The organism is Alistipes sp. An31A, assembly GCF_002159425.1.
Taxonomy (GTDB): Bacteria; Bacteroidota; Bacteroidia; order Bacteroidales; family Rikenellaceae; genus Alistipes; species Alistipes excrementigallinarum.
In genome coordinates this window covers 137,882-160,493 of the sequence record NZ_NFIO01000002.1, presented here as the reverse complement: position 1 = coordinate 160,493, position 22,612 = coordinate 137,882, and the positions used below count along the sequence as shown (strand labels likewise).

General features: G+C 63.3%; 17 protein-coding genes. 11 read left to right on the top strand and 6 right to left on the bottom strand.

The window, feature by feature from the left end; genetic code table 11:
• Positions 1-43: 43 nt before the first annotated feature.
• The 10 genes from B5F90_RS02665 to B5F90_RS02620 all read left to right on the top strand — a co-directional run bounded on the left by B5F90_RS02665 (position 44) and on the right by B5F90_RS02620 (position 11,882).
• Positions 44-1,015, top strand: coding sequence for a hypothetical protein (locus tag B5F90_RS02665; protein WP_106633523.1), 972 nt, complete (start codon positions 44-46; stop codon positions 1,013-1,015).
• A gap of 25 nt (positions 1,016-1,040) precedes the next feature.
• Positions 1,041-1,988, top strand: coding sequence for a hypothetical protein (locus B5F90_RS02660; RefSeq protein WP_143256083.1), 948 nt, complete (start codon positions 1,041-1,043; stop codon positions 1,986-1,988).
• Position 1,989: 1 nt separating this feature from the next.
• A complete protein-coding gene (locus B5F90_RS02655; protein WP_087360910.1) occupies positions 1,990-3,318 on the top strand; it encodes an SPFH domain-containing protein in 1,329 nt (442 codons plus the stop codon).
• A 6-nt stretch (positions 3,319-3,324) separates the two neighbouring features.
• On the top strand, positions 3,325-3,678 hold the full coding sequence (locus B5F90_RS02650; protein WP_087360908.1) for a hypothetical protein: 354 nt from the start codon (positions 3,325-3,327) through the stop codon (positions 3,676-3,678).
• Positions 3,675-4,961 carry a hypothetical protein gene (locus B5F90_RS02645; RefSeq protein ID WP_087360906.1) on the top strand — a complete coding sequence of 429 codons (1,287 nt, stop codon included), beginning with the start codon at positions 3,675-3,677 and terminating at the stop codon, positions 4,959-4,961. The genes B5F90_RS02650 and B5F90_RS02645 overlap by 4 nt, the downstream gene beginning before the upstream one ends.
• 21 nt (positions 4,962-4,982) lie before the next feature.
• The gene (locus tag B5F90_RS02640) at positions 4,983-5,552 is read left to right on the top strand and encodes a hypothetical protein (RefSeq protein WP_143256082.1); all 570 of its coding nucleotides are present in this window, start codon (positions 4,983-4,985) and stop codon (positions 5,550-5,552) included.
• Between the two features lie 79 nt (positions 5,553-5,631).
• Positions 5,632-7,515: a hypothetical protein gene (locus B5F90_RS02635; protein ID WP_087360901.1), complete on the top strand. Its 1,884-nt coding sequence runs from the start codon at positions 5,632-5,634 to the stop codon at positions 7,513-7,515.
• Between the two features lie 236 nt (positions 7,516-7,751).
• The gene (locus tag B5F90_RS02630) at positions 7,752-8,117 is read left to right on the top strand and encodes a BlaI/MecI/CopY family transcriptional regulator (protein WP_087361273.1); all 366 of its coding nucleotides are present in this window, start codon (positions 7,752-7,754) and stop codon (positions 8,115-8,117) included.
• A 2-nt stretch (positions 8,118-8,119) separates the two neighbouring features.
• On the top strand, positions 8,120-10,213 hold the full coding sequence (locus B5F90_RS02625) for a M56 family metallopeptidase (RefSeq protein ID WP_087360899.1): 2,094 nt from the start codon (positions 8,120-8,122) through the stop codon (positions 10,211-10,213).
• A gap of 256 nt (positions 10,214-10,469) precedes the next feature.
• The gene (locus B5F90_RS02620; protein WP_087360897.1) at positions 10,470-11,882 is read left to right on the top strand and encodes a WG repeat-containing protein; all 1,413 of its coding nucleotides are present in this window, start codon (positions 10,470-10,472) and stop codon (positions 11,880-11,882) included.
• A gap of 95 nt (positions 11,883-11,977) precedes the next feature.
• Here B5F90_RS02620 and B5F90_RS02615 read toward each other — a convergent pair whose 3' ends face one another.
• The 5 genes from B5F90_RS02615 to B5F90_RS02595 form a co-directional block, all read right to left on the bottom strand.
• On the bottom strand, positions 11,978-13,807 hold the full coding sequence (locus B5F90_RS02615) for a hypothetical protein (protein WP_087360895.1): 1,830 nt from the start codon (positions 13,805-13,807) through the stop codon (positions 11,978-11,980).
• Between the two features lie 659 nt (positions 13,808-14,466).
• Positions 14,467-14,847, bottom strand: coding sequence for a TraR/DksA C4-type zinc finger protein (locus B5F90_RS02610; RefSeq protein WP_087360893.1), 381 nt, complete (start codon positions 14,845-14,847; stop codon positions 14,467-14,469).
• A gap of 185 nt (positions 14,848-15,032) precedes the next feature.
• Entirely contained in the window at positions 15,033-18,524 is a 3,492-nt protein-coding gene (ileS, locus tag B5F90_RS02605; protein ID WP_087360891.1) for an isoleucine--tRNA ligase, read from the bottom strand.
• 260 nt (positions 18,525-18,784) lie between these two features.
• The gene (locus B5F90_RS02600; RefSeq protein WP_087360889.1) at positions 18,785-19,339 is read right to left on the bottom strand and encodes a sugar O-acetyltransferase; all 555 of its coding nucleotides are present in this window, start codon (positions 19,337-19,339) and stop codon (positions 18,785-18,787) included.
• A gap of 21 nt (positions 19,340-19,360) precedes the next feature.
• Positions 19,361-21,196 carry an ABC transporter ATP-binding protein gene (locus B5F90_RS02595; RefSeq protein WP_087360887.1) on the bottom strand — a complete coding sequence of 612 codons (1,836 nt, stop codon included), beginning with the start codon at positions 21,194-21,196 and terminating at the stop codon, positions 19,361-19,363.
• Between the two features lie 124 nt (positions 21,197-21,320).
• On the opposite strand from B5F90_RS02595, the gene B5F90_RS02590 reads away from it, so the two are divergent.
• Complete coding sequence (locus B5F90_RS02590) at positions 21,321-21,839, top strand: flavin reductase family protein (protein ID WP_087360885.1); 519 nt, start codon at positions 21,321-21,323, stop codon at positions 21,837-21,839.
• Positions 21,840-22,150: 311 nt separating this feature from the next.
• Here the strand turns inward: B5F90_RS02590 and rnhA are convergent, their stop codons facing one another.
• Complete coding sequence (gene rnhA / locus B5F90_RS02585; RefSeq protein ID WP_087360883.1) at positions 22,151-22,609, bottom strand: ribonuclease HI; 459 nt, start codon at positions 22,607-22,609, stop codon at positions 22,151-22,153.
• Positions 22,610-22,612: the final 3 nt, after the last annotated feature.

The following is a 22,612-nucleotide window of genomic DNA, read 5'->3' as shown; positions in this document are numbered from 1 at the left end:
CGTGTCCGCTGCCGGGCCTTCGCCGCATAAAAACTCAAACAGCATGATGAAGAGATTTTTCGGGGTCGTGGCGGCGTTGTTCCTCTCCGCAGCGTCGTTCGCACAGACGGACCTGGTGGCCGTGACGCCCTACGTTTGCGATGAACTGGAGCTGCCCGCCGGCGTGAAGAATACGCTCCAGCAGCGGATGCTGCAGCTGGCGACGCAGAATGGATACGGCTCGCTCTCGGGCGAGTTCGTCCTGACGCCCAACGTGCTCGTTCTCGACAAGAAGACGACGGCCACGGCTCCGGCGCAGTTCATCGTCGATTTGGAGATTTCGGTCTACGTGGTCGCCGTGGCCGAGCAGACCATCATCGCCGAGACGGCCGTGCCGGTGCGCGGCATCGGAGCCTCGGAGTCGAAGGCCTACATCAGCGCCATCAACCGGCTCTCGCCCCGTACGCCCGCCATGCGCAACTTCATGAACAGCTGCCGCGAGCGGATTGTCGACTACTACGCGCAGCGGGTCCCCGTGCTGATTGCAAAGGCGCAGTCGCTGGCCGACCGCGAGCAGTACGTTGAGGCCGTAGCGGTGCTCGACGCCATTCCCGAGAGCGTGCCCGAGTACGCCTCGGTGGCAAGCCTCAAGGTCGAGCTGGCCACGCAGCTGCTCGACCGCGTGGCCGAGACGGCCATGCAGCGCGCCAAGGTCGAGATGGTCAAGGGCAACTACGCCGAGGCGATGGATGCCCTGGTGGCGGTCAACCCCGCCAGCAACAAGGCCAAGGAGGCCTATGCGATGATTGACCAGGTGGCTGCGAAGATGAGCGAGGCCGAGCGCGCCGCACGCGAAGCGGAGTTGGCCCGTCTGGAGCAGGAGCGCGAAGCCTCGCAGCGGGCGTTCGACAACCAGATGATGCTCGAGAAGATGCGTCTCGAGGCGTCGTCCAAGGCCGCCGAGTCGGCCCGCAGCGCTGCGGCCGAGGTGTCGCTCTCGGGCATCAACGCCTGGCTGTTCGGCAAACTGAAGTAATCACCCGATAAAACGAAGAATACCCATGGCACAATGTCCCCGATGCAAGGAGGAGATGCCTCTGCTTTCGAAAGTATGCCCCGTCTGCGGATACGTGATGAACGACGGCGATGATTCGCCGACGGCCGAGGAGCTGGTCAACAGGCTCGAAGAGCTGCTGCTGCGCAGCAAGAACATGCCCAAACCCTCGTTTGCCGCCAGCCTGCGCAACATGCTCTTCGTGCTGTTCCTGGTGCTGGCCCTCTACTTCGTCGTGCTGGCCCTCATCAGCGAGGCGGGCCTCTTCTGGCTGCTGGGCATCGCATGCGGCGTGGTGGCGCTCTACCTGCTCGTGCGCAAGCTCACGAAGCGTACGACCAGCGCCGGTGCGTTCGAGCGTCTAAAGAACGAATATGAATACCAGGAGCGCCTTGCGCGCCGCAGCTTCGGCAAGAACATCGAGGTCTCGCGGCTCATCAAGGAGATAACCTCCGAAATCAACGCCGTCGAGGCGGAGCACCTCGCAGCCCGTCGGCGCAGCCGCACGCTGTGGCTGGTTTTCGCCGTGGTGGTCATCGTGGTGGCTGCCGGCGGCATTTTCTCGACCGACCTCGCCTCGCGCGACGAGGCTCCGGCAACGGAGCAGAGCCTTCCGGGCGGAGAGAGCTCCGGGGAGGCGGCCGCCGAGGGTGAGGCAGCTCCGTGGAAGGCGCGTGTGGCCGCCTTCGCCGCTTCGTCCGACAACAGCGAGTACGGCGACAATGCCGCCCGACTCTCCGTGCTGGACGAAATCCTCAAGTACAACGCCTTCGACGCCGCCGAGGAGTTCTTCTTCACCTATTGCCAGGGGAAGATGGGCGACCTGGAGTGCGCCCGGAAGATTGTAGGTAGTTATCTTGCCGCCGACCGGAAGGCCGACGCGGCCGCATTTGCCGGCCGGGTTGCGCTGCGTTATGCGTCGGATACGGCCAAATTGAAAAAAATGGTAGAATAAGATGGGACTTTTCAGCAAAAACAAGGCGGAAGGCGGCATCCTGGATGTCATCCGCTGCGACGAACCCGATTATCTGGTGTGGAAATGGTCGCCCGCAGGGGTGCCGAGCCGCCGCGAGAATGCCATCCGGTGGGGCAGTACGCTCCGCGTCAAGCAGGGCGAGGTGGCGGTCTTCGTCTACCGCCAGAACGACGGCAAGGAGATGGACTACTTCGAAGGTCCGCTCGACACGACGCTCAAGACGGCCAACTTCCCCGTGCTTTCGGGCATCCTGGGGTCGGTCTTTGGAGGGGAGACCCCCTTCCAGGCCGAAATCTACTTCATCAACCTGGCGGGCAACGTCCGTCTGCCCTTCTTTGTCCCGCAGTTCGACGTCTCGGACCCCCGGTTCCTGGACTACGCCGTGCCGGTGACGGTCAAGGGGCAGCTGCTCTTCAACATTACGGACTACAAGTCGTTCATCTCGCTGCACCGCATGATGCAGTTCGACATGGATGACTTCGCCGAGGAGGTGCGTGCTTCGGTAGTGCGCTATACCAAGTCGGTGGTGACCAATGCTCCGTCGAAGGGGCAGATTCCCCTGCTGCAGATTGAGCGCCACATCGACGAGGTGACGACGCTTGTCGAGGAGCGGCTGCGGTCGGTGCTTGCCGACGACTTCGGGGTGAACCTCAAGCGTCTGGACCTCTCGGAAATCGCTCTGGACAAGGATTCGGAGGGCTATGCCGACCTCTATGAGGTGACCACGGCGCAGATGACCGAGCTGACCCGGGCCCGCACGGAGGATACCGTCGAGCGCCTGCGCATGGGCCGCGAAGTGGAGTTCAAGCGCCAGAATCTGGGTGCCGAGACCGACTACTTCGCCGCACACCGGCTCAACCAGCAGACCGAGGTGGCCAAGATTGCGGCCGAGAGCCTTGGCGAGATGGGCGGCGGCATGGGTGGCGGCGACGGACTCAACCCTGCCGGCATGATGGCCGGGATGATGCTGGGCGGCGCCGTGGGCAGCAACATGGCCGGCATGATGAACGGCATGATGGGCGGCATGCAGGGTACGATGGCGCCTCAGACGTCGCAGACTCCGCCGCCCCTGACCACGACGATGTATTACGTTGCGGTGAACGGCCAGCAGACGGGGCCCTTTGCGCTTGAAGTCATCCGCCAGATGATTGCCGACGGCCGCATCGTGCGCGAGACGCTCGTCTGGAAGCAGGGCATGCCCGCCTGGGAGCAGGCCGGCGCGGTGACCGAACTGGCCCCCTGCTTCGTCCCGGTGCCGCCGGTGCCTCCCGTACCGCCGGTTCCCCCCGTTGTTCCACCTCAAAAGTAGCAAGTCATGAAATTCAGACCCATTCCCGCAGTCATCGCACTGCTGCTCGGCGGCCTGGTATGCTACGGCTATCTGGCCTGTGGCGTCGAGACGGTGATGACGGTCATCGCCACCGTAGTGGCGCTGCTCTTCCTGGTGTCGGTGCTGGGCATCGGTTTCACGACCGGCCCCAACCGGACGGTGCTCTTCTCGACCGTCTCGAGCATCCTGCTGCTCGTCACCTTCCTGCTCAACATCCTCTTTGCGTGGCTCCACGTGGCGCTTCCCGTGGTGATTATCGTCAATGCGCTGGCCGTCATCGGGTGGCTCTTCGCACTCTATGCGGCCCTTTCCGGCAACGTAAAAAATCAAAAGTCATGAAACGGCTCCTGACGCTTCTGCTGCTCCTGGCTGTGGCGCTTCCCGCCTCGGCACAGAAGGAGAAGGTGGTTGAACGCAGCGCCAAGAAGGCGCCCGCGTGGCTGGGCATCTCGTGCCCCGACTACTTCACCGTCTCGGCGACGGCCCCGACGCTCGACCAGGCCCAGAAGCAGTGCCTGACGGATATCCGCCAGCACATCATCACCTCGATTGCCTCGAACATCACCTCCGAGGAAAAGCTCTACCAGGAGCAGACGGCCCGCAACGGCGTGGTCTCGCTGCTCAACAGCTACGCCTCCGAGGTGGGAACCACCGGGGCCTCGATGCCCTATCTGTGCGACATCTCCCTCTCGCGGGCGCTCGGCGTCTACTGGGAGCGGCGCTTCGTCAAGCAGGAGAAGAGCTACTACTACATCTACCACGTGCAGTATCCCTTCACCGATGCCGACCGCAGCGCGGCCATTGCCGCCTTCCGGGCCCTCGACAACGAGCATCTGGAGCGTCTTGAGCAGCTCGAGGAGCAGTTCGAGACCTTCACCGACCTGAGCTTCCTCGACCAGACGGCCGCGGCGCTCAATCCGCTCATCGACTACTTCTTCGATACGGACCGCCGCAACCGGGCCGTCAACCTGCAGCAGCGCTGTCGCCAGGCGTGCGGCGAGGTTGCCATCGTGCCCGACAGCGCCTCGCTGGGGTGCTACTGCTATCACTTGGCGCTGCACGGCCGCCGCGTGACGTCGGACCGTCAGCCGCGCCTGGAGAGCGACTATGCCACCAACCTGCGCGTCGTGCCGCTCGACGGGGGCTATGCGCTGCTCTACGACGAGGCGGGCATCGAGGGTGAGGAGAACTTCATCACGATGACCTACACCTTCGGCGGACGGCGGCTGCAGCACCGCGTGGTCTTCGACCCCACGGAGGGCAAGCTGGCCGTACGTCCCTTCGGTACGGTCGAAATCGACGCGCTCGGCCCCGGAGCCGATAGCGTGGCGACGTGGCGCATCTCGGTGCCGCTGCGGTCGAACAACGATACGCGCTTCGAGGTGCGTCACGTCGACATCCGCGTGCCGGAGTTCGGTGCTGCGGCCCAGGGCTCGCTTGCGGGCTACGCCTTCGAGGGCAAGGGGGTCCATACGCTGCGCTTCACGGCCTCCGTGCCGCAGGTGACTCCCGCGCGCCGGAGCGTGCTGCTCAACGGTACGCTGCGCATCGTCGGAGCCGACGGCCGTCAGACCGACGTGCGCTTCAATCTTCCCTACAGACTCAATTTCACTAACCGCTAAATTCTTTTGAAGATGAAAAAAATGATGCTTATGGTTGGTGCGCTGGCGATGCTGGCCGCCACGACCTCTTGCTCGTCGTCGTCCAAGGCGCCGCGCAAGCCGCAGACCGACATGGTGGAGCAGGTGCTCCCGCTCAGTGGTCCCGAGTACCGCAGCGATGCCGACTACTATCGTGCCGTGCAGAGCGGTGTAAGCCCCGAGCAGTCGATGGCCAAGAAGATTGCCATGCAGAATGCCCGTCAGGAGATTGCCGCCGCCGTGCAGACCGACATCGCAACCGTGATGGAGAACTACGCCAAGTCGCAGAAACTTCCCAGCCAGACCGCCCGCAGCTACGAGGAGCGCGTTACGGAGCTCACCTACGCCATTGTCAAGCAGTCGGTGTCGGGCATGACGCTCGTCGATGAGAAACTCTTCAAGGAGGCCAACGGCGACTATCGTCACTATGTATGCATGCAGCTGAGCAAGAGCGACATGAAGCAGCACGTGCTCGACGAGATGCAGAAGGACGAGAAGCTGATGTCGGACTTCGAGTTCGACCAGTTCAAGAAGCTCTACGAGCAGAAGCTCTCGGAGTATTCGCAGCAGTAGTCCTCCGCTTTGCTCACGCGGTGTCCGGCTCCGGAGTACGGGGCGGACGCCGCTTTTTGTCTCTTAAAAAACGAAGTCCATGAACCGACCCATACGTGCGGCGCTCGTCGCCGCGATTGCGACCCTGACCGTTGCTGCGGTCTCCGCCCAGGATGTGCGCAGCAGTTACGAGGAGTTCATCCGTCAGCGCCAGCAGGCCTATCAGGAGTACATCGATTCGCGCAATGCCGAGTATATCCGCTACATGCGCGAGCGGTGGACCGCTGCCGAGGAGCGGCCGGCCGTTGAGGCCGAGTCGCAGCCGGCGCCTCCGATTCCCGCGACGCCGCCCGACGAGGAGCCGCCTGCACCGCGCGCCGTGCCCGTTGCCGAGGTGGTCGAGCCCGTGGCTCCGGCTCCTGAGCCGGTCGTCGAACCCGACATTCCCGCAGCGGTCGGGCCGGCAGCGGGGGAGGGGAACCTCATCCCCGACACCGATGCGGCGCTGCAGGGTGGCTCCGCGCCGACCATCCGCCCCGATGTGCCTGCTGACCCCGCTGCGGGGAGAGGCGGCGCGCCGCAGCTTCGACCCGACGGAGGCAACATCCTCGCGGGAGGCGAGTCGGGGCAGCTCCCGACGCTTCGTCCCGAGGGCGGGAACGTCGGCGGAGACAACCTCTCGTCGGTGTTGGGTTCCGATGCTCCGGCAGCTCCCGTGAAGCCGGCCGTACCCGACGCCGGCCCGGCTGCTCCCGTTCGTCCGGCAGCTCCCGTGACCGCGCCTTCGGCCCCGGCACAACCGGCCCTTCCGAGTGCTCCCGCCGTGACGCCCGCCGCACCGGCAGTGCCTGCCGCCGATGAGGTTGCAGCCGACCGTGGCGGTGCGATGCGCGGCGGGTCGAAGCTCAAGGGGCCGCAGCAGCGCTTCACCTTCGTCGGTACGGAGTATGCCGTGCCCGCCGTGCAGGGGTCGAAGCCCCGCCTGCGCGACGTCTCTGAGGGCTCCGTGGCAACGCTCTGGGAGTCCTTCTCGGCACCGGCCTACCGTACGGTGACGGAGGAGTGCCACCGTCTGCGCGACCAGTTGCGCCTCGACGACTGGGGCTACCTCAAGATGCTGGAGTTCCTCGCCTCGGCCTGGTACGACGGTGCGGCCAACGAGGCGGTGCTGCTCCAGACCTTCCTCATGGCGCAGTCGGGCTACAAAGTGCGCATCGCCCGCACGGGACAGCGCCTCGTGCTGCTCGTCCCCGCCTCGGGCATGCTCTATGGCTATCGTTACCTCGAGCTTGGCGGCGAGAAGTTCTTCGTCGTGGGCAACCTGCCCGCATCGGGCGGCTACTATGTCTTCAACCGCGCCTTCCCGGGCGAGCGGCTCCTTGCGCTGCGTCCGTCGGTTCCGGCGCTTCCCGAACGGAAGGTTGCTCCGCGCCACCTCGTCTCGAAGCGCTATCCCGAACTTCAGGCCGACGTGGTGGTCGACCGCAGTCTGATTGACTACTACAACCTCTTCCCCTGCTGCGACGTTGCGGTCTACCAAATCCCCTCGGTGGGCGCCACCGTGCGTCAGAGCCTCTATCCCGCCCTGCAGCAGGCTCTCTCGGGCCGAAGCGAGACCGAGGCGGCCGACATGCTGCTCAACTTCGTGCAGACGGCATTCCCCTACGCCACCGATGACGAGCAGTTCGGCTACGAACGTCCGCTCTTTGCCGAGGAGACGCTCTTCTATCCGGCCTGCGACTGCGAGGACCGCGCCGTGCTCTATTCGCTGCTCGTGCGCGAGCTGCTGGGGCTCGACGTCGTGCTGCTCGAGTATCCGGGCCACGTGGCTGCGGCGGTCTGCTTCAAGGGGGAGGCTCCGGGCGACTACGTCGTCGTGCGCGGCAAGCGCTATACGGTCTGCGACCCGACCTACATCGGCGCCGGTATCGGCCGTACGATGCCCGGCATGGACAATGCAAGCGTCGAGGTGCTCATGCGCTGACGCCCTTCCCGGCCCCGGACGGGGCGTGTGTGTACACTTTGGGAGCGAAGACCCTGCGGGGTCTTCGCTCCCTTTTTATATAGGTCGTACCGGTCGGATGTCAGAACGTTGTCGTCTGTTTTTGTGGAAAACTAAATTTTTTAGTTGAATAACTATAAAAAATAGTTGCTCGGCGGAAAAATTTTGCTACCTTTGTTGTGCGGGGAATGCAGGAGGAGAACACCCCGCTGATTGCCATGGAGAAACTGACCCATAAGGAGGAGGAGCTGATGCGCTATTTCTGGGCGCACGGCCCGTTGTTCGTGCGCGAGGTGGTGGCGCTCTGCCCCGAACCTCGCCCCCATTTCAATACCGTCTCGACGATTGTCCGTACGCTCGAAGCGAAGGGCTACCTCTCGCACAAGGCCTTCGGGGCGACCTACCAGTACTTCCCGGTGGTGAGCGAGGAGGAGTTTTCGCGGCAGACGCTCGGTGGCGTCATCCGCAAGTACTTCGAGAACTCCTATCTGGGCGCCGTCTCGGCGCTGGTCGAGGAGGAGAAGATTTCGGTCGAGGAGCTGCGCGGGCTCATCGACCGCATCGAACGTGAAAACAGCCGGTAGCCATGTACGACCTGATGCTATACAGCCTGAAGACGGGCGCCTGTCTGGCAGTCTTCTACCTCTTCTACAAACTGCTGCTCAGCCGCGAGACCTTCCATCGCTTCAACCGCGTCGTGCTGCTTGCGATGCTTGTGCTCTCGTTCGTGCTGCCTTGCTGCGTGGTGACCCTCTACCGCGACCTGCCCGCGCCCGAGCCGTTTGTCCTGCCGGTAGTGACACAGCCCGCACTGCCCGTTGAGGCGGTGGCCGCTGCGAAACCCTTTCCGTGGCGGGAGCTTCTGGCGATGCTCTTTGCGGCGGGCGTCGTGGCTATGCTGCTGTGGGTTGTCGTATCGCTCGTGCGGGTGTGGAGCATTGTTCACGGCGGGCGGAGCGAGCGTCTTCCAGGCGGCATGGTGCTGGTGCGCCGTCCCGAGAAGGGTTCCCCCTTCAGCTGGGGACGCTACATTGTCGTCTCGGAACAGGACGACGATGCCCTGCTCCGCGATGTCCTGCTGCACGAGGAGGCCCACCTGCGGCTGCACCATTCGGTCGACTTGCTCGTGGCGGACCTTGCCGGATGTCTGCAGTGGTTCAACCCCGCGATGTGGCTCCTGCGCCGCGAGTTGCGCGCCATCCACGAATACGAGGCCGACGAGGCGGTGCTCCGTAGCGGCGTCGATGCACGCGAATATCAGATGTTGTTAATAAGGAAAGCTGCTGGCAGGAGGTGGTGCTCAGTTGCCAACAGCTTCAATCACAGTAAACTTAAAAACCGTATTACCATGATGTTACGTAAGAAATCATCGCGGTGGAACTACGCCCGTGCGTTGGTCTTCCTGCCGCTTGTCGGGCTTGCGCTCGGCGCCTTTGCAGAAACCGTCTACCGCGTTCCCGTAGACAAAGGTACGCAAAATTCCGGAACTTTCCTATCCTCGGCCGTCGGAAACGGCACATCGGTTGCGGCACTGGTCGACAGCGCGTTGCGTGATGCCTCGGCCGAGGCAGGGCAGTCGGCATCGGAGGGGCTCGCCGGGTCGGCACAGGCGGCGCTCAAGCAGCCTGCGGTGCGCTATTTCATCAACGGCCGCGAGGTGACGGCCTCGGCGCTCGACACGCTCAAGGTGGAGCGGATTGCCTCGGTCGATGTGGAGAAGTCGGACGACCCGGCGTCGGGTATCGTCCGGATTACCCTTCGGGGTAACTCCTCGGAAGGGACGACCGACCAATATATCTACATTCTGGACGGTCAGCGGAAGAGCTACGCTGAGCTGGACATCGACCCTTCGGAGATTGCGTCGGTGAAGGTCATCAAGGAGCCCTCCGTAATAGAGCAGTTCGACCGGCCGGAGGCCAAGGGGGTGGTCTACATCCTCACGAACGATTTTGCCCGGCAACTCGAAGGGTCGCTCCGTGCCGGGGCCGAGGGCCTCGAGGCGGGACGCGCCGGTCTTGAGGCTGCGCGTGTCGGTCTTGAGGCTGCCCGGAAGCATCTGAGCGGCGACGAGTGGAAGAAGGTGCAGCAGCAGCTGCGCGAAGCCAGCGAGCAGCTTGAGCAGGCGCGGCGCGAGTTGGACGGGCAGCAGACCGAGGCCTCGCTGGAGGCGGCCCGTCAGTATTTGAACAGCGACGAGTGGAAGGCCGTGCAGCAGCAGCTGCGCGAAGCCAGCGAGCAGCTTGAGCAGGCGCAGCGCGAGTTGGACGGGCATCAGCTCGCCTCCTCGCCGCAGACCATCGTCATCACCGGTGACGGAACCTCCGTCTCGGCCTCGGCCTCCGGCGCCGGCTCGGTTTCCACCTCGACCTCGACTTCGACCTCCTCCTCCGGTTCGTCGGCAGCCGCTGCTGCCGCAGGGCAGGGAATGCCGAAGGGCGAGCCGATTATCTCCGTGAAGGGAGGCTCTACGAAACCGACTTCGCAGAAGGGGGTGCTTTGGGTCATCGACGGCAAGGAGTACCGTGCCGACAAGCTGAAACCCGGCGAGCTGGACGAGTTGCTGGGCGAACCTTCGAACATCCGGTCGATGATGATTCTCAAAGATGCTTCGGCCATTCGCGAGTATGGCCGCAAGGCCCGCAATGGCGCGATTATTGTCGAGACAAACAAGAAACGGTAAGCGTCAGAATAAAAGTTCGAGTGGGGGAGCGGCCTTCGGGTCACTTCCCCTTTTTGTGCGGCGTTATCACGAGTGGCGGCATTCTTTTGCACGGGGCCTTTTCGGATGGCCGCCTCTTCGGCGGACGCAGGGCGGATGAGGCAGGAGCCGCGCCGCCGCCGAGGGGCCAGATGCGCTACCGATGCAAAAATCCCGGGTGCGGGTGCCCGAATACGCCCCTCTTTTGGTATCTTTGCAGTAGGAAAAAACATCAGCCATGAAACGACTTCTTCTGTTGTTGTGCGTGCTGACGGCGGTGGTTGGCTGCAAGCCCGACTTCCGTCGGCGTACGGCCCGCTATGCGTCTGTTGGCGAGCTTCGCGAGCGGCGGGCCGCCGTGCTCGATACGGTCGACGGGGCGCCCCGCTGGGGCTATGTCGATGCCGAGGGGCGGCTTGTGATACCCTGCCGCTATGCCGCTGCGGCCCCCTTCAGCGAGGGGCGTGCCGCCGTGCAGATTCCCGGCGAGCGGTGGGGCTACATCGATACCACGGGGTTGATGGTCATCGCCCCCGAGTATGCCGTGGCTTCGCCCTTTGCCGACAGCCTGGCCTGGGTCGAGCTGCCGGGCGGCCTGCGCGGCCGCATCGACCGTGAGGGGCGCGAGGTCATCGCCTGCCTCTACAGCGAAATCGGCGAGCCGGGCCTTCGGGGCTGGCGTGCAGCCGTGCGCAACGGCCGCCGCGGCTACCTCTCGGAGAGCGGCGGCGAGGTGGTGCCCTGCCTCTACGACTCCATCGGACCGGTCGGCGAACGGGGGTGGATGGCCGCCCTGCGCAACGCCAGACGCGGATATCTCGACAGCCTGGGGCGCGAGGTTATCCCCTGCCGGTACGATACGATTGCCCCCTTTACAGGCGGTTACGCCCTTGCGGCCCGCACGGTCGACCAGGGGCTGCGCTGGGGGCTGGTCGATTCGCTGGGCGGCGAGCCGGTGGCGTGCCGCTACGAGGAGCTCGGCGCTCCGAGCGACGGACGGTTGCTCTTCCGCAGCGGCGGGGGACGTTACGGATACCTCGACCTGACGGGGCGCGTGGTGCTCCCGGCCCGCTATGCCGTGGCGCGGAGCTTCAACGAGCGTGTCGCCGTGGTGAGCTACGACGGCGTGCACTTCGGGGCCATCGACCGCCTCGGCCGCGAGCTCAGCTCGTTCCGCTACGAGTCGCTCGGGGATTTTCACGACGGGCTGGCACCCTTCAACGAGAATACGCGCGGCGCGATTTTCCCCGCCATGACCCACTATTGCGGCTATGTCGACACGGAGGGGCGCGAGGTGATTTCGCCCCGCTTCGACGATGCCCGCGAGTTCAGCGAGCGGCGTGCCGCCGTCATGCGTCTGGGCATGGTGCGCGACGACTTCTACAAACCGCGCTGGGGCTACATCGCCCCGACGGGCGAGCTGATGGTTCCCTACCGTTACGACGAGGTGTGGCCCTTCAGCTGCGGACTGGGGCGCGTCTACCTCGAGGGGCGCGGCTATGGCTATGTCGACCGTTCGGGTTCGGAGGTGCTTCCCTGTCAGTTCGAGCAGGCGGAGGATTTCGTCGATTTCACGGCCCGCGTGCGGCTGGACGGCCGCGACTTCAGAATCGATACCAAGGGGCAGGAGGTGACGGCCGCAGGGCATTGACCCTCGTGTGACCTCTGAAGAGCAATGACGGAGCGGAACCGGGGCCTTCTGCGGCTGCGGTTCCGCTCCTTCGTTTGTGCGGGTTGCCAGTTTCCCTACTGGAAGCCCACGACCTCGGGCCGCTTGGGCAGATAGCGGTACTGCTCGAGCCGTGTCTGGCTCGAGATGCGGTAGTATTCGCTCTCGACCAGCCCCCGTTTGCCGAAGGCAACACCCAGCTGGAGCTGGATGGCGCTGAAAATCAGACGTTCGTTCTTGAGCCGGATGCCCAGTCCGAACGAGGTGAAGAAGTCGTTCTTGAAGATGTTGGGCGAGTAGCCGATGAGCCCCATGTCGATAAATCCGAAGAAGGCAATGCGGAATCCGAGCGGCTGGTAGGGGGTGAAGAGCACCGTTTCGGTGTTGAGCACCATGCGGTTCGTACCCGTGATGTGCTCCTTGAGCGCTTCGAGTCCGTTTTCGCGGGTGAAGCGCACGATTTCGTAGCTGCCCGCATCGCGGTTCCATCCCTGGGTGTAGTTCAGCGAGAGGAACTGGCGGACGCGGTTGCGGCGATAGATGTAGAGGTTCGAGAACCACTGCAGGTCGACATCCACGGCGCTGTGGTGCCACGAGCCGTCTGCCAGGTCGATGTAGCTTCCCAGCGTGAAGCTGCCCATGAGGTAGCCGGCACGGGTGAAACCGCCGATTTTGTAGACCGTACCCAGATACATCTCGTCGTTGAACTCGCCCCACGAGTAGCCGCCCACCAGCTCGGCCTTGTAGCCCGTGGCCAGGTACTCGCGCGTACCGAATCCGTAGACCATGTTCGCCGTGTAGAACTTCTCGCGGTAGAGACCCGCGCTGAAGAGCATCTCCTCGCTGTTGTGGAACGCCGGATTGTAGTCGGCGCGCACCTCGGGGCGGCGACTGAACTGCGTGAAGCCGTAACGCCCCGTGAAGTAGATGCTCGAGCGTATCGAACGGATGTAGCGCGAGCGTCCGGCCCAGATGTCGAAGGTCTTCACCTTCACCAGGTCCGAGGTGTCGCGGTCGATAAGGTAGTACTTCGACTTGACGTTCTCGTAGCTGATGCCCACCTCGTAGTCGGTCGGCCGGATGAACTCCTTGCCGAAGTTGAGCTTCAGTTCCGAGTTGTAGAAGTCACGCCCGGCCGAGAAGCTGGCCGAGTAGAACGAGCCGAAGATGTTGGGAATCTCATACTCGACGATGTTGCCGCCGTAGGAGAAGTCCTTGCGGCTGAAGTTGGTCTTCACGCGGAGCATGTTGCCCGTACCGAAGATGTTGGCGTCGTAGAGGCCGAACATGGTGTGCCCCTCGGAATGGAGGCCGGCGTCGACGCCGATGGTCCAGCTGTCGCGCGTATGGACGATGATGTCGACGCGCGTCGAGTCGAGCGAGTCGGGGCGAATCTCCAGCTCGGCGTCCGACACGTAGCTGCGCGAGCGCAGCAGCTGCTGGTTGCGGACCAGCTGCTCGGCATCGAGCGTGTCGCCCGGTCCGAAGAGCAGGTCGCGGCGCAGCACTCGTTCGCGCGTGAGGATGTGGAGGTTGTTGCCGGTCCGTTCGAGCCAGTTGCCGTCGGGGTCGAATACCTGGTTGCGTTCGATGGTGACCGAACCGATGGTCCGTCCCTCGTAGGGGAGGAAGCGCTGGCTTTCGTCCTCGACCGCGCCGCTGCGGGTGGTGTCGATGCGGCTGCGGGTGAAGAGGAGTCCGTAGAGCATGCGGGGCACGGCCCAGCGGCTGGTTTTCGAGCGGATGCTGTCGTAGAGGCGTTCGGTCCGCTCCGAGGGGGAGGTGCGCATGCGGGCCGAGTCGGGCGTAAAGAACTCGGCGCGTGGAGGTTCCGGCCGCTTCATCTGGGGCAAAGCGGTCTGCATCGCCAGCAGTGCTGCGGCGAGGATGAATAACCTCCGGACCATGACCTCAAAGATAACGTTTTTTCGGGTGAAAAAGTATGGTGAATGGGTGCCATTTGGCTTCTTCGACGTTTTGCCCATGCCTTTTTGTGAAGCCGTAAGTCGGGGGCGGTGACGGACCTTCTTCGGTTTTTTGCCTCCGTGTTATGCCGCTCCGGTCCCGCGAGTGGCTCTGAAGAGGGCGTGATTCCCGCAATGAGCCCTCGGTTGCGGCATTTTCCGCAAGGCGGGAATGCAAAAAGCCATTTCCAATGGTGGAAATGGCTTATGAGACGGTTTGCAGTTGTTTCCGTGGCTGCGGGGCTTACGGGTCTTGCTGGTTTTCGGGGCGTGCTTTTGGCGCGACAAGGTCCTCAGTACTCCGAACTTCCACGCCTCAGGCTACAAGAAGTCCGGCTTCTTTCCATACCTGCTCCAACCCCTCGTCTTCTTGGTCCTCCGGTTCTCCGGTTTCCGGGTCTCTTGCCACCGGTTCCTCGTTTCTTCAGTTCTCCGGTCCTCCGGCTTCTCGGCCTTTTGCCCTTGGTTCCCGGTTCCCCGTTCTCTTGGACCCCTTGGCTCCGGCTCCTTGGCTCCGGCTCCCTTGGCTCCCTTGGACCCTCTTGGCTCTCTTTGCTCTCTTTGCTCCCCCGTTTAGCTCCGCACCGGCACCCGGCCGCAGACTATTTGCGGGCCTCCTTGGCTTCGATGCACTCCGTGGCGTGGGGCACCTTCATCAGGCGCTCCTTCGGAATGAGCTTGCCGGTGGTCTTGCAGATGCCGTAGGTCTTGTTCTCGATACGGACGAGCGCCATCTCGAGGTTGCGGATGAACTTCATCTGATGGGCTGCCAGACGGCCGCTCTCCTCCTTCGAAAGGGTCGTGGCGCCCTCTTCGAGCACCTTGAAGGTCGGCGACGTGTCCTCCGTATCGTTGTCGGCCGTATGGGTGATGGTCGCACGCAGAAGCTCATAGTCGGCGCGCGCATTCTCCAGCTTTTTCAGGATGAGCTGCTTGAACTCTTCGAGTTCGGCGTCGCTGTATCTTGTTCTTTCGTCTGCCATGGTTGTTGCTTTTGGTTTTATGTAAAAGTAAAGAATTATTTTCAGAAAACCAAATTTTCCGGTCAATAATGAACCCTTCGTTCCGCCCTGTTTACAGCAGCGGGAGCCGCTCGCTGCGGCCCCCGCTGTACTGTGCAGTTCCGTATGCGGACCGGACGCCCCGGGGGCGCGGCCGCAGCAGCACCCTATCGGATGCGGGTTACGGCGATGCGGAGCGGCTCCTCGTCGATATCGGTTGCGACAACCACCTCGCCCTGAGGCTCGGCCGAGCTCTTCACCTCGACGGCCAGCGTCTGCGAGCCGATGTAGTCGGCGTAGCGGGCCACGGCATCGGCCACGAGCTCCTTCTGCTCGATTTCGACGCGGATTTTGTCCGTCACCTCGAATCCCGAATCCTTGCGGATGTTCTGGATGCGGTTAATCAACTCGCGTGCCACACCTTCGGCGCGCAGCTCGTCCGTAAGGGTGATGTCGAGCGCCACGGTCAGCTTGCCCTCCGATGCCACAAGCCATCCGGGCATGTCCTCCGAGGTGATTTCGAAGTCGGCGGGTGTTACGACAATCTGCTGCCCGTCGATTTCGAGCACGCTCTCGGGGGCCGACTCGATTTCGGCGATGCGCTCCTGCGAGAACTGGGCCGTGAGGGCGGCAATCTGCTTCATGTATTTGCCGTACTTCGGGCCGAGCGTCTTGAAGTTGGGCTTGATGCGCTTGGTGATGATGCCCGTCGTCTGCTCGATGAGCTCCAGCTCCTTGACGTTCACCTCGTTCAGAATCAGGTTGCGCACGGCGTCGATGTGGCGCGCCATGGCGGGGTCGAGCACCGGAATGAGAATCTTGGTCAGCGGCTGGCGCACCTTGATGGAGACCTTGCGGCGCAGGGCTAGCACCATCGACGAGACGCGCTGTGCCAGCGACATCATCTCCTCGAGCGACGAGTCGATGAGCCGCTCGTCGGCCTTCGGATAGGTCGACAGGTGAACCGACGACTCCGTATGGCGCCCGCTCACGGCGTTCAGGTCGCGGAAGATGCGGTCCATCATGAAGGGTGCGAAGGGCGCCGCGAGCATCGAGACGGTCTCCAGACAGGTGTAGAGCGTCTGGTAGGCGGCCAGCTTGTCCTCGGTCATTCCGCCGCCCCAGAAACGCTTGCGGTTCAGACGCACGTACCAGTTCGAGAGGTTCTCGCCCACGAACTCCTGGATGGCGCGGGCGGCCGGCGTCGGGTCGTAGTTCTCGAGCGACTCGGTCACGTTCTTGACCAGCGTGTTGAGCAGCGAGATAATCCAGCGGTCGATTTCCGGACGGCGCTCGACGGGCACCTCCTCCTCGCGGCCGGTGAAGCCGTCGACGTTGGCGTAGAGGGCGAAGAAGGAGTAGGTGTTGTAGAGCGTGCCGAAGAACTTGCGGCGCACCTCGTCCACGCCGTCGCGGTCGAATTTGAGGTTGTCCCACGGCTGCGAGTTCGAAATCATGTACCACCGCGTGGCGTCGGGGCCGTAGGTCGAGAGGATGTCGAAGGGGTCGACGGCATTGCCCAGACGCTTCGACATCTTGTTGCCGTTCTTGTCGAGCACCAGACCGTTCGAGATGATGTTGCGGAAGGCCACCGAGTCAAAGAGCATCGTGGCGATGGCGTGCAGCGTGAAGAACCAGCCGCGCGTCTGGTCGACACCCTCGGCGATGAAGTCGGCCGGGTAGACCGTGCGGAAGTAGTCGCCTCCGTGTTCGAAGGGGTAGTGCAGCTGGGCATAGGGCATGGCACCCGAGTCGAACCATACGTCGATGAGGTCCGGTTCGCGGCGCATCGGCTCGCCCTTCGACGAGACGAGCACAATTGAATCGACGTAGGGACGGTGCAGGTCGATGTTTTGGGTCGAGTAGTTCTCGGCCGACATGTCGCCCACCTTGAAGTGGGGGAAGGGGTTCTCCTTCATCACGCCGGCGGCAATCGAACGCTCGATTTCCTGCATGAGCTCCTCAATCGAACCGATGCACTTCATCTCGGAGCGGTCCTCGGTGGCCCAGATGGGCAGCGGCGTGCCCCAGAAGCGCGAACGCGAGAGGTTCCAGTCGTTGAGGTTCTCGAGCCACTTGCCGAAACGGCCCGTGCCGGTCGACTCGGGCTTCCAGCGGATGGTGCGGTTGAGCTCAATCATGCGCTCCTTGGCGGCCGTCGAGCGGATGAACCACGAGTCGAGCGGGTAGTAGAGCACCGGCTTGTCCGTGCGCCAGCAGTGGGGGTAGTTGTGGACATGCTTCTCGATTTTGAAGGCCTTGCCCGCCGTCTTGAGCCGCATGCAGATGTAGATGTCCAGCGACTCGGCCGCCTGGGCAGCCTTCTCGTCGTATCGGCCGTCGACGGTGAACTGCGGGTCGTAGGCGTTCTTGACCCAGCGGCCCTCGTACTCGCGGTAGGCCTCCATGTCGACGCACTCGCGGACGAACTGCTCGTCCAACTCGTCGAGCAGGAAGAACTTGCCCGTGAGGTCGACCATCGGGCGGGTCTCACCCTTGCGCGTGAGCATGAAGAGCGACGGAATGCCTGCTGCGCGGGCCACGTTGGCGTCGTCGGCACCGAACGTCGGGGCGATGTGGACGATACCCGTACCGTCTTCGGTGGTTACGTAGTCACCCGGAATCACGCGGAAGGCCTTGGCCGAGGCGTCGTGCCAGGTGCCCTGCTCGTCCACCTCGATGGGCTTCACCCACGGGAGCAGCTGCTCGTACTCCATGCCGACCAGCTCCGGACCCTTGTACTCGCCCACCACCTCGAAGGGGACGAGCTTGTCGCCCGGCTTGTAGGCGTCGAGCGCCAGCCCTTCGGCCTTGCGGTTGAAGTGGGCGTAGAGCAGCGCCTTGGCCAGCACGACGGTCTGCTTCTCACCGGTATAGGGGTTGTAGGTGCGCACGGCCACGTAGTCGATTTTCGGACCCACGCAGAGGGCCGTGTTCGAGGGCAGCGTCCAGGGTGTGGTGGTCCATGCCAGGAAGTAGGGCGTGCCCCAGCCCGTCATCTCGGGTTTGGGGTTGCGGATGCGGAACTGCGCCACGACGGTGGTATCCTTCACGTCGCGGTAGCAGCCCGGCTGGTTCAGCTCGTGGGTCGAGAGGCCCGTTCCGGCGGCCGGCGAGTAGGGCTGGATGGTGTAGCCCTTGTAGAGCAGCCCCTTCTCGTAGAGCTGCTTCAGAAGCCACCACAGCGACTCGATGTACTTGTTGTCGTAGGTGATGTAAGGGTCGTCCATGTTGACCCAGTAGCCCATCTGGCGGGTGAGCTTCTCCCACACGCCCTTGAACTCCATCACCGCCTCGCGGCAGGTGCGGTTGTACTCCTCGATGGAAATCTTCTTGCCGATGTCCTCCTTGGTGATGCCGAGCTTCTTCTCGACGCCCAGCTCGACGGGGAGTCCGTGGGTGTCCCAGCCCGCCTTGCGGTGGACCAGATAGCCCTGCTGGGTCTTATAGCGGCAGAATACGTCCTTGATGGTACGGGCCATGACGTGGTGGATGCCGGGCATGCCGTTGGCCGAGGGGGGACCCTCGTAGAAGACGAAGGTCGGATGTCCCTCACGCGTGGAGATGCTTTTGTGGAAGGTGTCGTCGGAGTCCCACTCCGCGAGCACGTCGGCGGCCAGACCCGCCAGGTCGAGGCCTTTATACTCCTTGAATTTCATATGGCGTGTTTATGATTGTCGTTGAAACACGCAAAGATAGGAAAAAGAATCGGAAAACGGGGCCTCCGGGGCTCGAAATCGTACTTCGCGGGGCCGAAACGTCGCCTTCGGGGGCGTCCCGTGCATGATTGGGGTGTCGGACGGCAGGTGCGGAGCGGGCAGGTGCATGCGCCGCTGTTTCCGTCTCTGGCTTTGTTTCCGCCCCTGCTCCCGCCTCTGTTCTTTCTCTGTTTCCGTCCCTGCTCTTCCTGCCCCTCGGATTATTTGCCCTGGGTGCGGATGACGCGGGCGGGGTTGCCCACGGCCACCGAATCGTCGGGAATGTCGCGCGTGACCACGGCGCCGGCGCCGATGATGACCCGGTTGCCGATGCGGACGCCCGGGCAGACAATCACCCCGCCGCCCAGCCAGCAGTCGTCGCCGATTTCAATCGGACGTCCGGCCTCCAGCCCCGCCGCGCGCTGCTGTACATCGAAGGGGTGGTGCGCCGTGAGCAGCTGCACCTTGGGGCCGATGAGCGTGCGGCACCCGATGCGGACGGAGGCCAGGTCGAGGATGACGCAGTCGAAGTTGAGAAACGTTCCACGGCCCAGCGAGATGTTGTAGCCGTAGTCGCAGTAGAAGGGGGCGCGGATGAAGCCCTCGGAGCCTGGTGCGAGCAGCTCGCGCAGCGTGGTGCGGTAGGCCTCGTCGTCGGCCGTCAGCTCGACGTTGAGGCGGCGCAGCAGGCGCTCCGTGCGCCGGCGTTCGACGGTGAGCTCCTCGTCGGGCGACGAGAACCACTCGCCGGCAAGCATCTTCTCCTTTTCGGTCATGGTCTTCCGCGGGTGTTTGGGTCAGTCGAACGACTGCATCTCGATGAGCTTGGCATAGATGCCGTTGCGGGCCATCAGCTCGGCGTGGGTCCCCTCCTCGGCGATGCGGCCGTGTTCGACGACGATAATCTTGTCGGCGTTGTGGATGGTGCTCAGCCGGTGGGCGATGACCACCGACGTACGGCCTACGAGCAGGTTGTTCAGCGCATCCTGCACCAGCTTCTCGCTCTCGGTGTCGAGGGCCGAGGTGGCCTCGTCGAGAATCAGAATCTCGGGGTTCTTCAGCACGGCGCGGGCAATCGAGAGGCGCTGGCGCTGTCCGCCCGAGAGTTTCGAGCCGCGGTCACCGATGTTGGTGGCATAGCCTTCGGGCGCCTCGCGGATGAAGCTGTCGGCGTTGGCCACCTTGGCCGCCGCGACAATCTCCTCGTGCGTGGCGCCGGGGCGGCCCATGGCGATGTTGTTCTCGATGGTGTCGTTGAAGAGAATCGTATCCTGCGCCACGACGCTCATGTGGGCGCGCAGACTCTCCTGGTCGTAGTCGCGCAGCGAGATGCCGTCGATGAGAATCTCGCCCGCCGTGGGGTCGTAGAAGCGGGGGATAAGTTCGCTGAGCGTCGATTTGCCGCCGCCCGAGGGGCCCACGAGGGCTACGGTCTGGCCGCGGCGAATCTCGAACGATACGCCGTCGATAACCTCGCGGCTGCCGTCGTAGGAGAAGTGCACGTTGCGGAACTCGATTTTGTCGCGCAGCCCCTTCATCTGGATGGCGTCGGGCTTGTCCTCGACCTCGCTGCGGGCGTCGAGCAGCGTGAAGATGCGCTCGCCGGCGGCGATACCCTGGTTGATGGTGGCGAACTGGTCGATGAAGGTGCGGACCGGCCGCGTAATCTGCGAGAACATGGCCAGGAAGGCGACGAAGCCTCCCGCATCGAGCGAGCCGCGCACCACGAGCATGCCGCCGAAGATGAGGATGACGCCGGCGGCCGAGATGCCAAGGAATTCGCTCATGGGCGATGCCAGCTGCTGGCGGCGCACCATCGAGAGCAGCAGCCGCGAGAAATCGGCGTTGATGGCGTGGAACTTCTCCTTGATGTATTCGGTGGCGTTGTAGCTCTTGATGACCTTGATGCCCGAGAGCGACTCGTCGAGCGTGCTCACCATCTCGCCCATGCGCTTCTGGCTGGTTTTGGCCGGGTGGCGCAGCTTCTTGACAATCCGCCCGATGAGCAGCGCCACGACGGGCAGGAAGAGAATCGAGAAGAGAGCCAGCTCCCACGAGATGAGAATCATCGCCACCAGATAGCCGATGATGAGCAGCGGCTCGCGGAAGGCCACCTGCAGCGTGTTGGTGATGCAGAACTGCACGACCGAGACGTCGTTGGTGATTTTCGAGATGACGTCGCCCTTGCGCTGGTCGCTGAAGAAGCCCACGTGCATGTTCATCACGTTGTCGAATACCTCGTTGCGGATGCGCTGCAGCGTGCGGGTGCGCATGTTTTCGATGGTCCACGAGCTCAGATAGCGGAACGTGTTGCTCAGCAGGCTGGTGACTATCACCGTGAGGGCCAGCAGCACGAGGATGCGGAAGACGCTGAAGTCGGTGCCGAAGAACTTCGTGTAGAGGTAGCCGATGAGCTGGGCGAAGGTCTCCTGGTTGATGCCCAGATGGTGGGGCAGTTCGTAGACGGGCTGGAATTCGTATTCGGGGTCGAACAGCGTCGTGAGAATCGGGATAATCAGGACGAAGTTGATGGTGTTGAACAGGGCGTAGAATGCGGCATAGAAGAAGTAGGGGATGGCATATTTCTCGATGGGCTTGGCGAAGCCCAGCAGCCGCAGGTAGGTCTTGAACATCGGGCGATGGGATTATGTTTTTCTAAACGTCTACAAAGATAGGAAGAATAATGTGATTTTCGGAATTCCGGCACATGTTTCCCGATTTTATTCTACTTTTATGGAGTAAAAAAACGAAAAAAACATGCAACACTTTCATGAAATTTCGCCCCTGGACATCACCGACAACTTCATCCGCGCCATCGGACAGGAGTGGATGCTCATCACGGCGGGTGATGCCTCGCGGTGCAACACGATGACCGCCAGCTGGGGCTTCGTGGGTCAGATATGGGGCCATCCGGCCGCCATGGTCGTCATCCGTCCGACGCGCTACACGCGTCAGTTCGTCGAGGCGAACGAGCGGCTGACGCTCTCGTTCTTCGACGAGCGCTACCGCGATGCGCTGCGTTACTGCGGCAGCCATTCGGGGCGCGAGGGGGACAAGTTCGCCGCTTCGGGACTCACCGTCGTGCGGACCGATGCCGGAACGCCGGCCGTGGGCGAGGCGCGTCTGGTGCTGGAGTGCCGCAAGATGTATGTCGGGCGGTTCGAGGCCGAGGGCTTCCTGCAGAAGGAGCTGCTCGAGCGCATGTATCCCGACCACGACCTGCACTACTGCTACATCGTCCAGATTGAGCACGCCTTCGTGCGCGACGGGGAGTAACCCTCAGGTCCGGCGGGGCAATGAAAACCGGAGAGCCCGGGAGGTGAGTCGTAACGGCTCCTCCCGGGCTCTCCGATTCTTGTGCAGCAGGGCCTGGCCTGCTCCTCTGCCTCTTCCTTCTTCTCCGGGGACTCCGCCTTCTCCGTTCCGCCGGGTCTCTTCATTTCCGGAAAATTTCCCCGCTTTACCCGGCAGCCTCCTCCCTCCGGACTTGGGTTGCCCGGCCGTTCGTTGCAAGGTCCCTTCCGGAGCAGGGACCTCTCTTCGAAACTGCACGGTGGATGCAGAACTCCGCCCGACGAGGGCGGCCGTCAGGCGCCGGGCGTGTAGCCCGTATCCTCGAGCAGACGGAGTCGGTCGTTGGCCGCCGCGACGGCCAGCTGGTCGCAGCGGTTGTTCTCGACCGTCTCGGCATGCCCCTTCACCCAGACGAAGCGGACATGGTGGCGGCGGTAGATGCGCAGGAAGCGCATCCAGAGGTCGGGGTTCTTCTTGCCGGCGAAGCCCTTGCGCTCCCAGCCGAAGACCCACCCCTTGGTCACGGCGTCGACCACGTATTTCGAGTCGGAGTAGAGCGTCACGTCGGAGCCCTCGAAGCGGAGCGTCTCGAGCGCCACGCAGACCGCCATGAGCTCCATGCGGTTGTTCGTCGTCAGACGGTAGCCCTGCGAGAGCTCCTTGCGGAAGCGGCCGGCGAGCATCACCACGCCGTAGCCTCCCGGCCCCGGGTTGCCCAGCGCCGAACCGTCGGTATAGATTGTGATTTCCAAAGT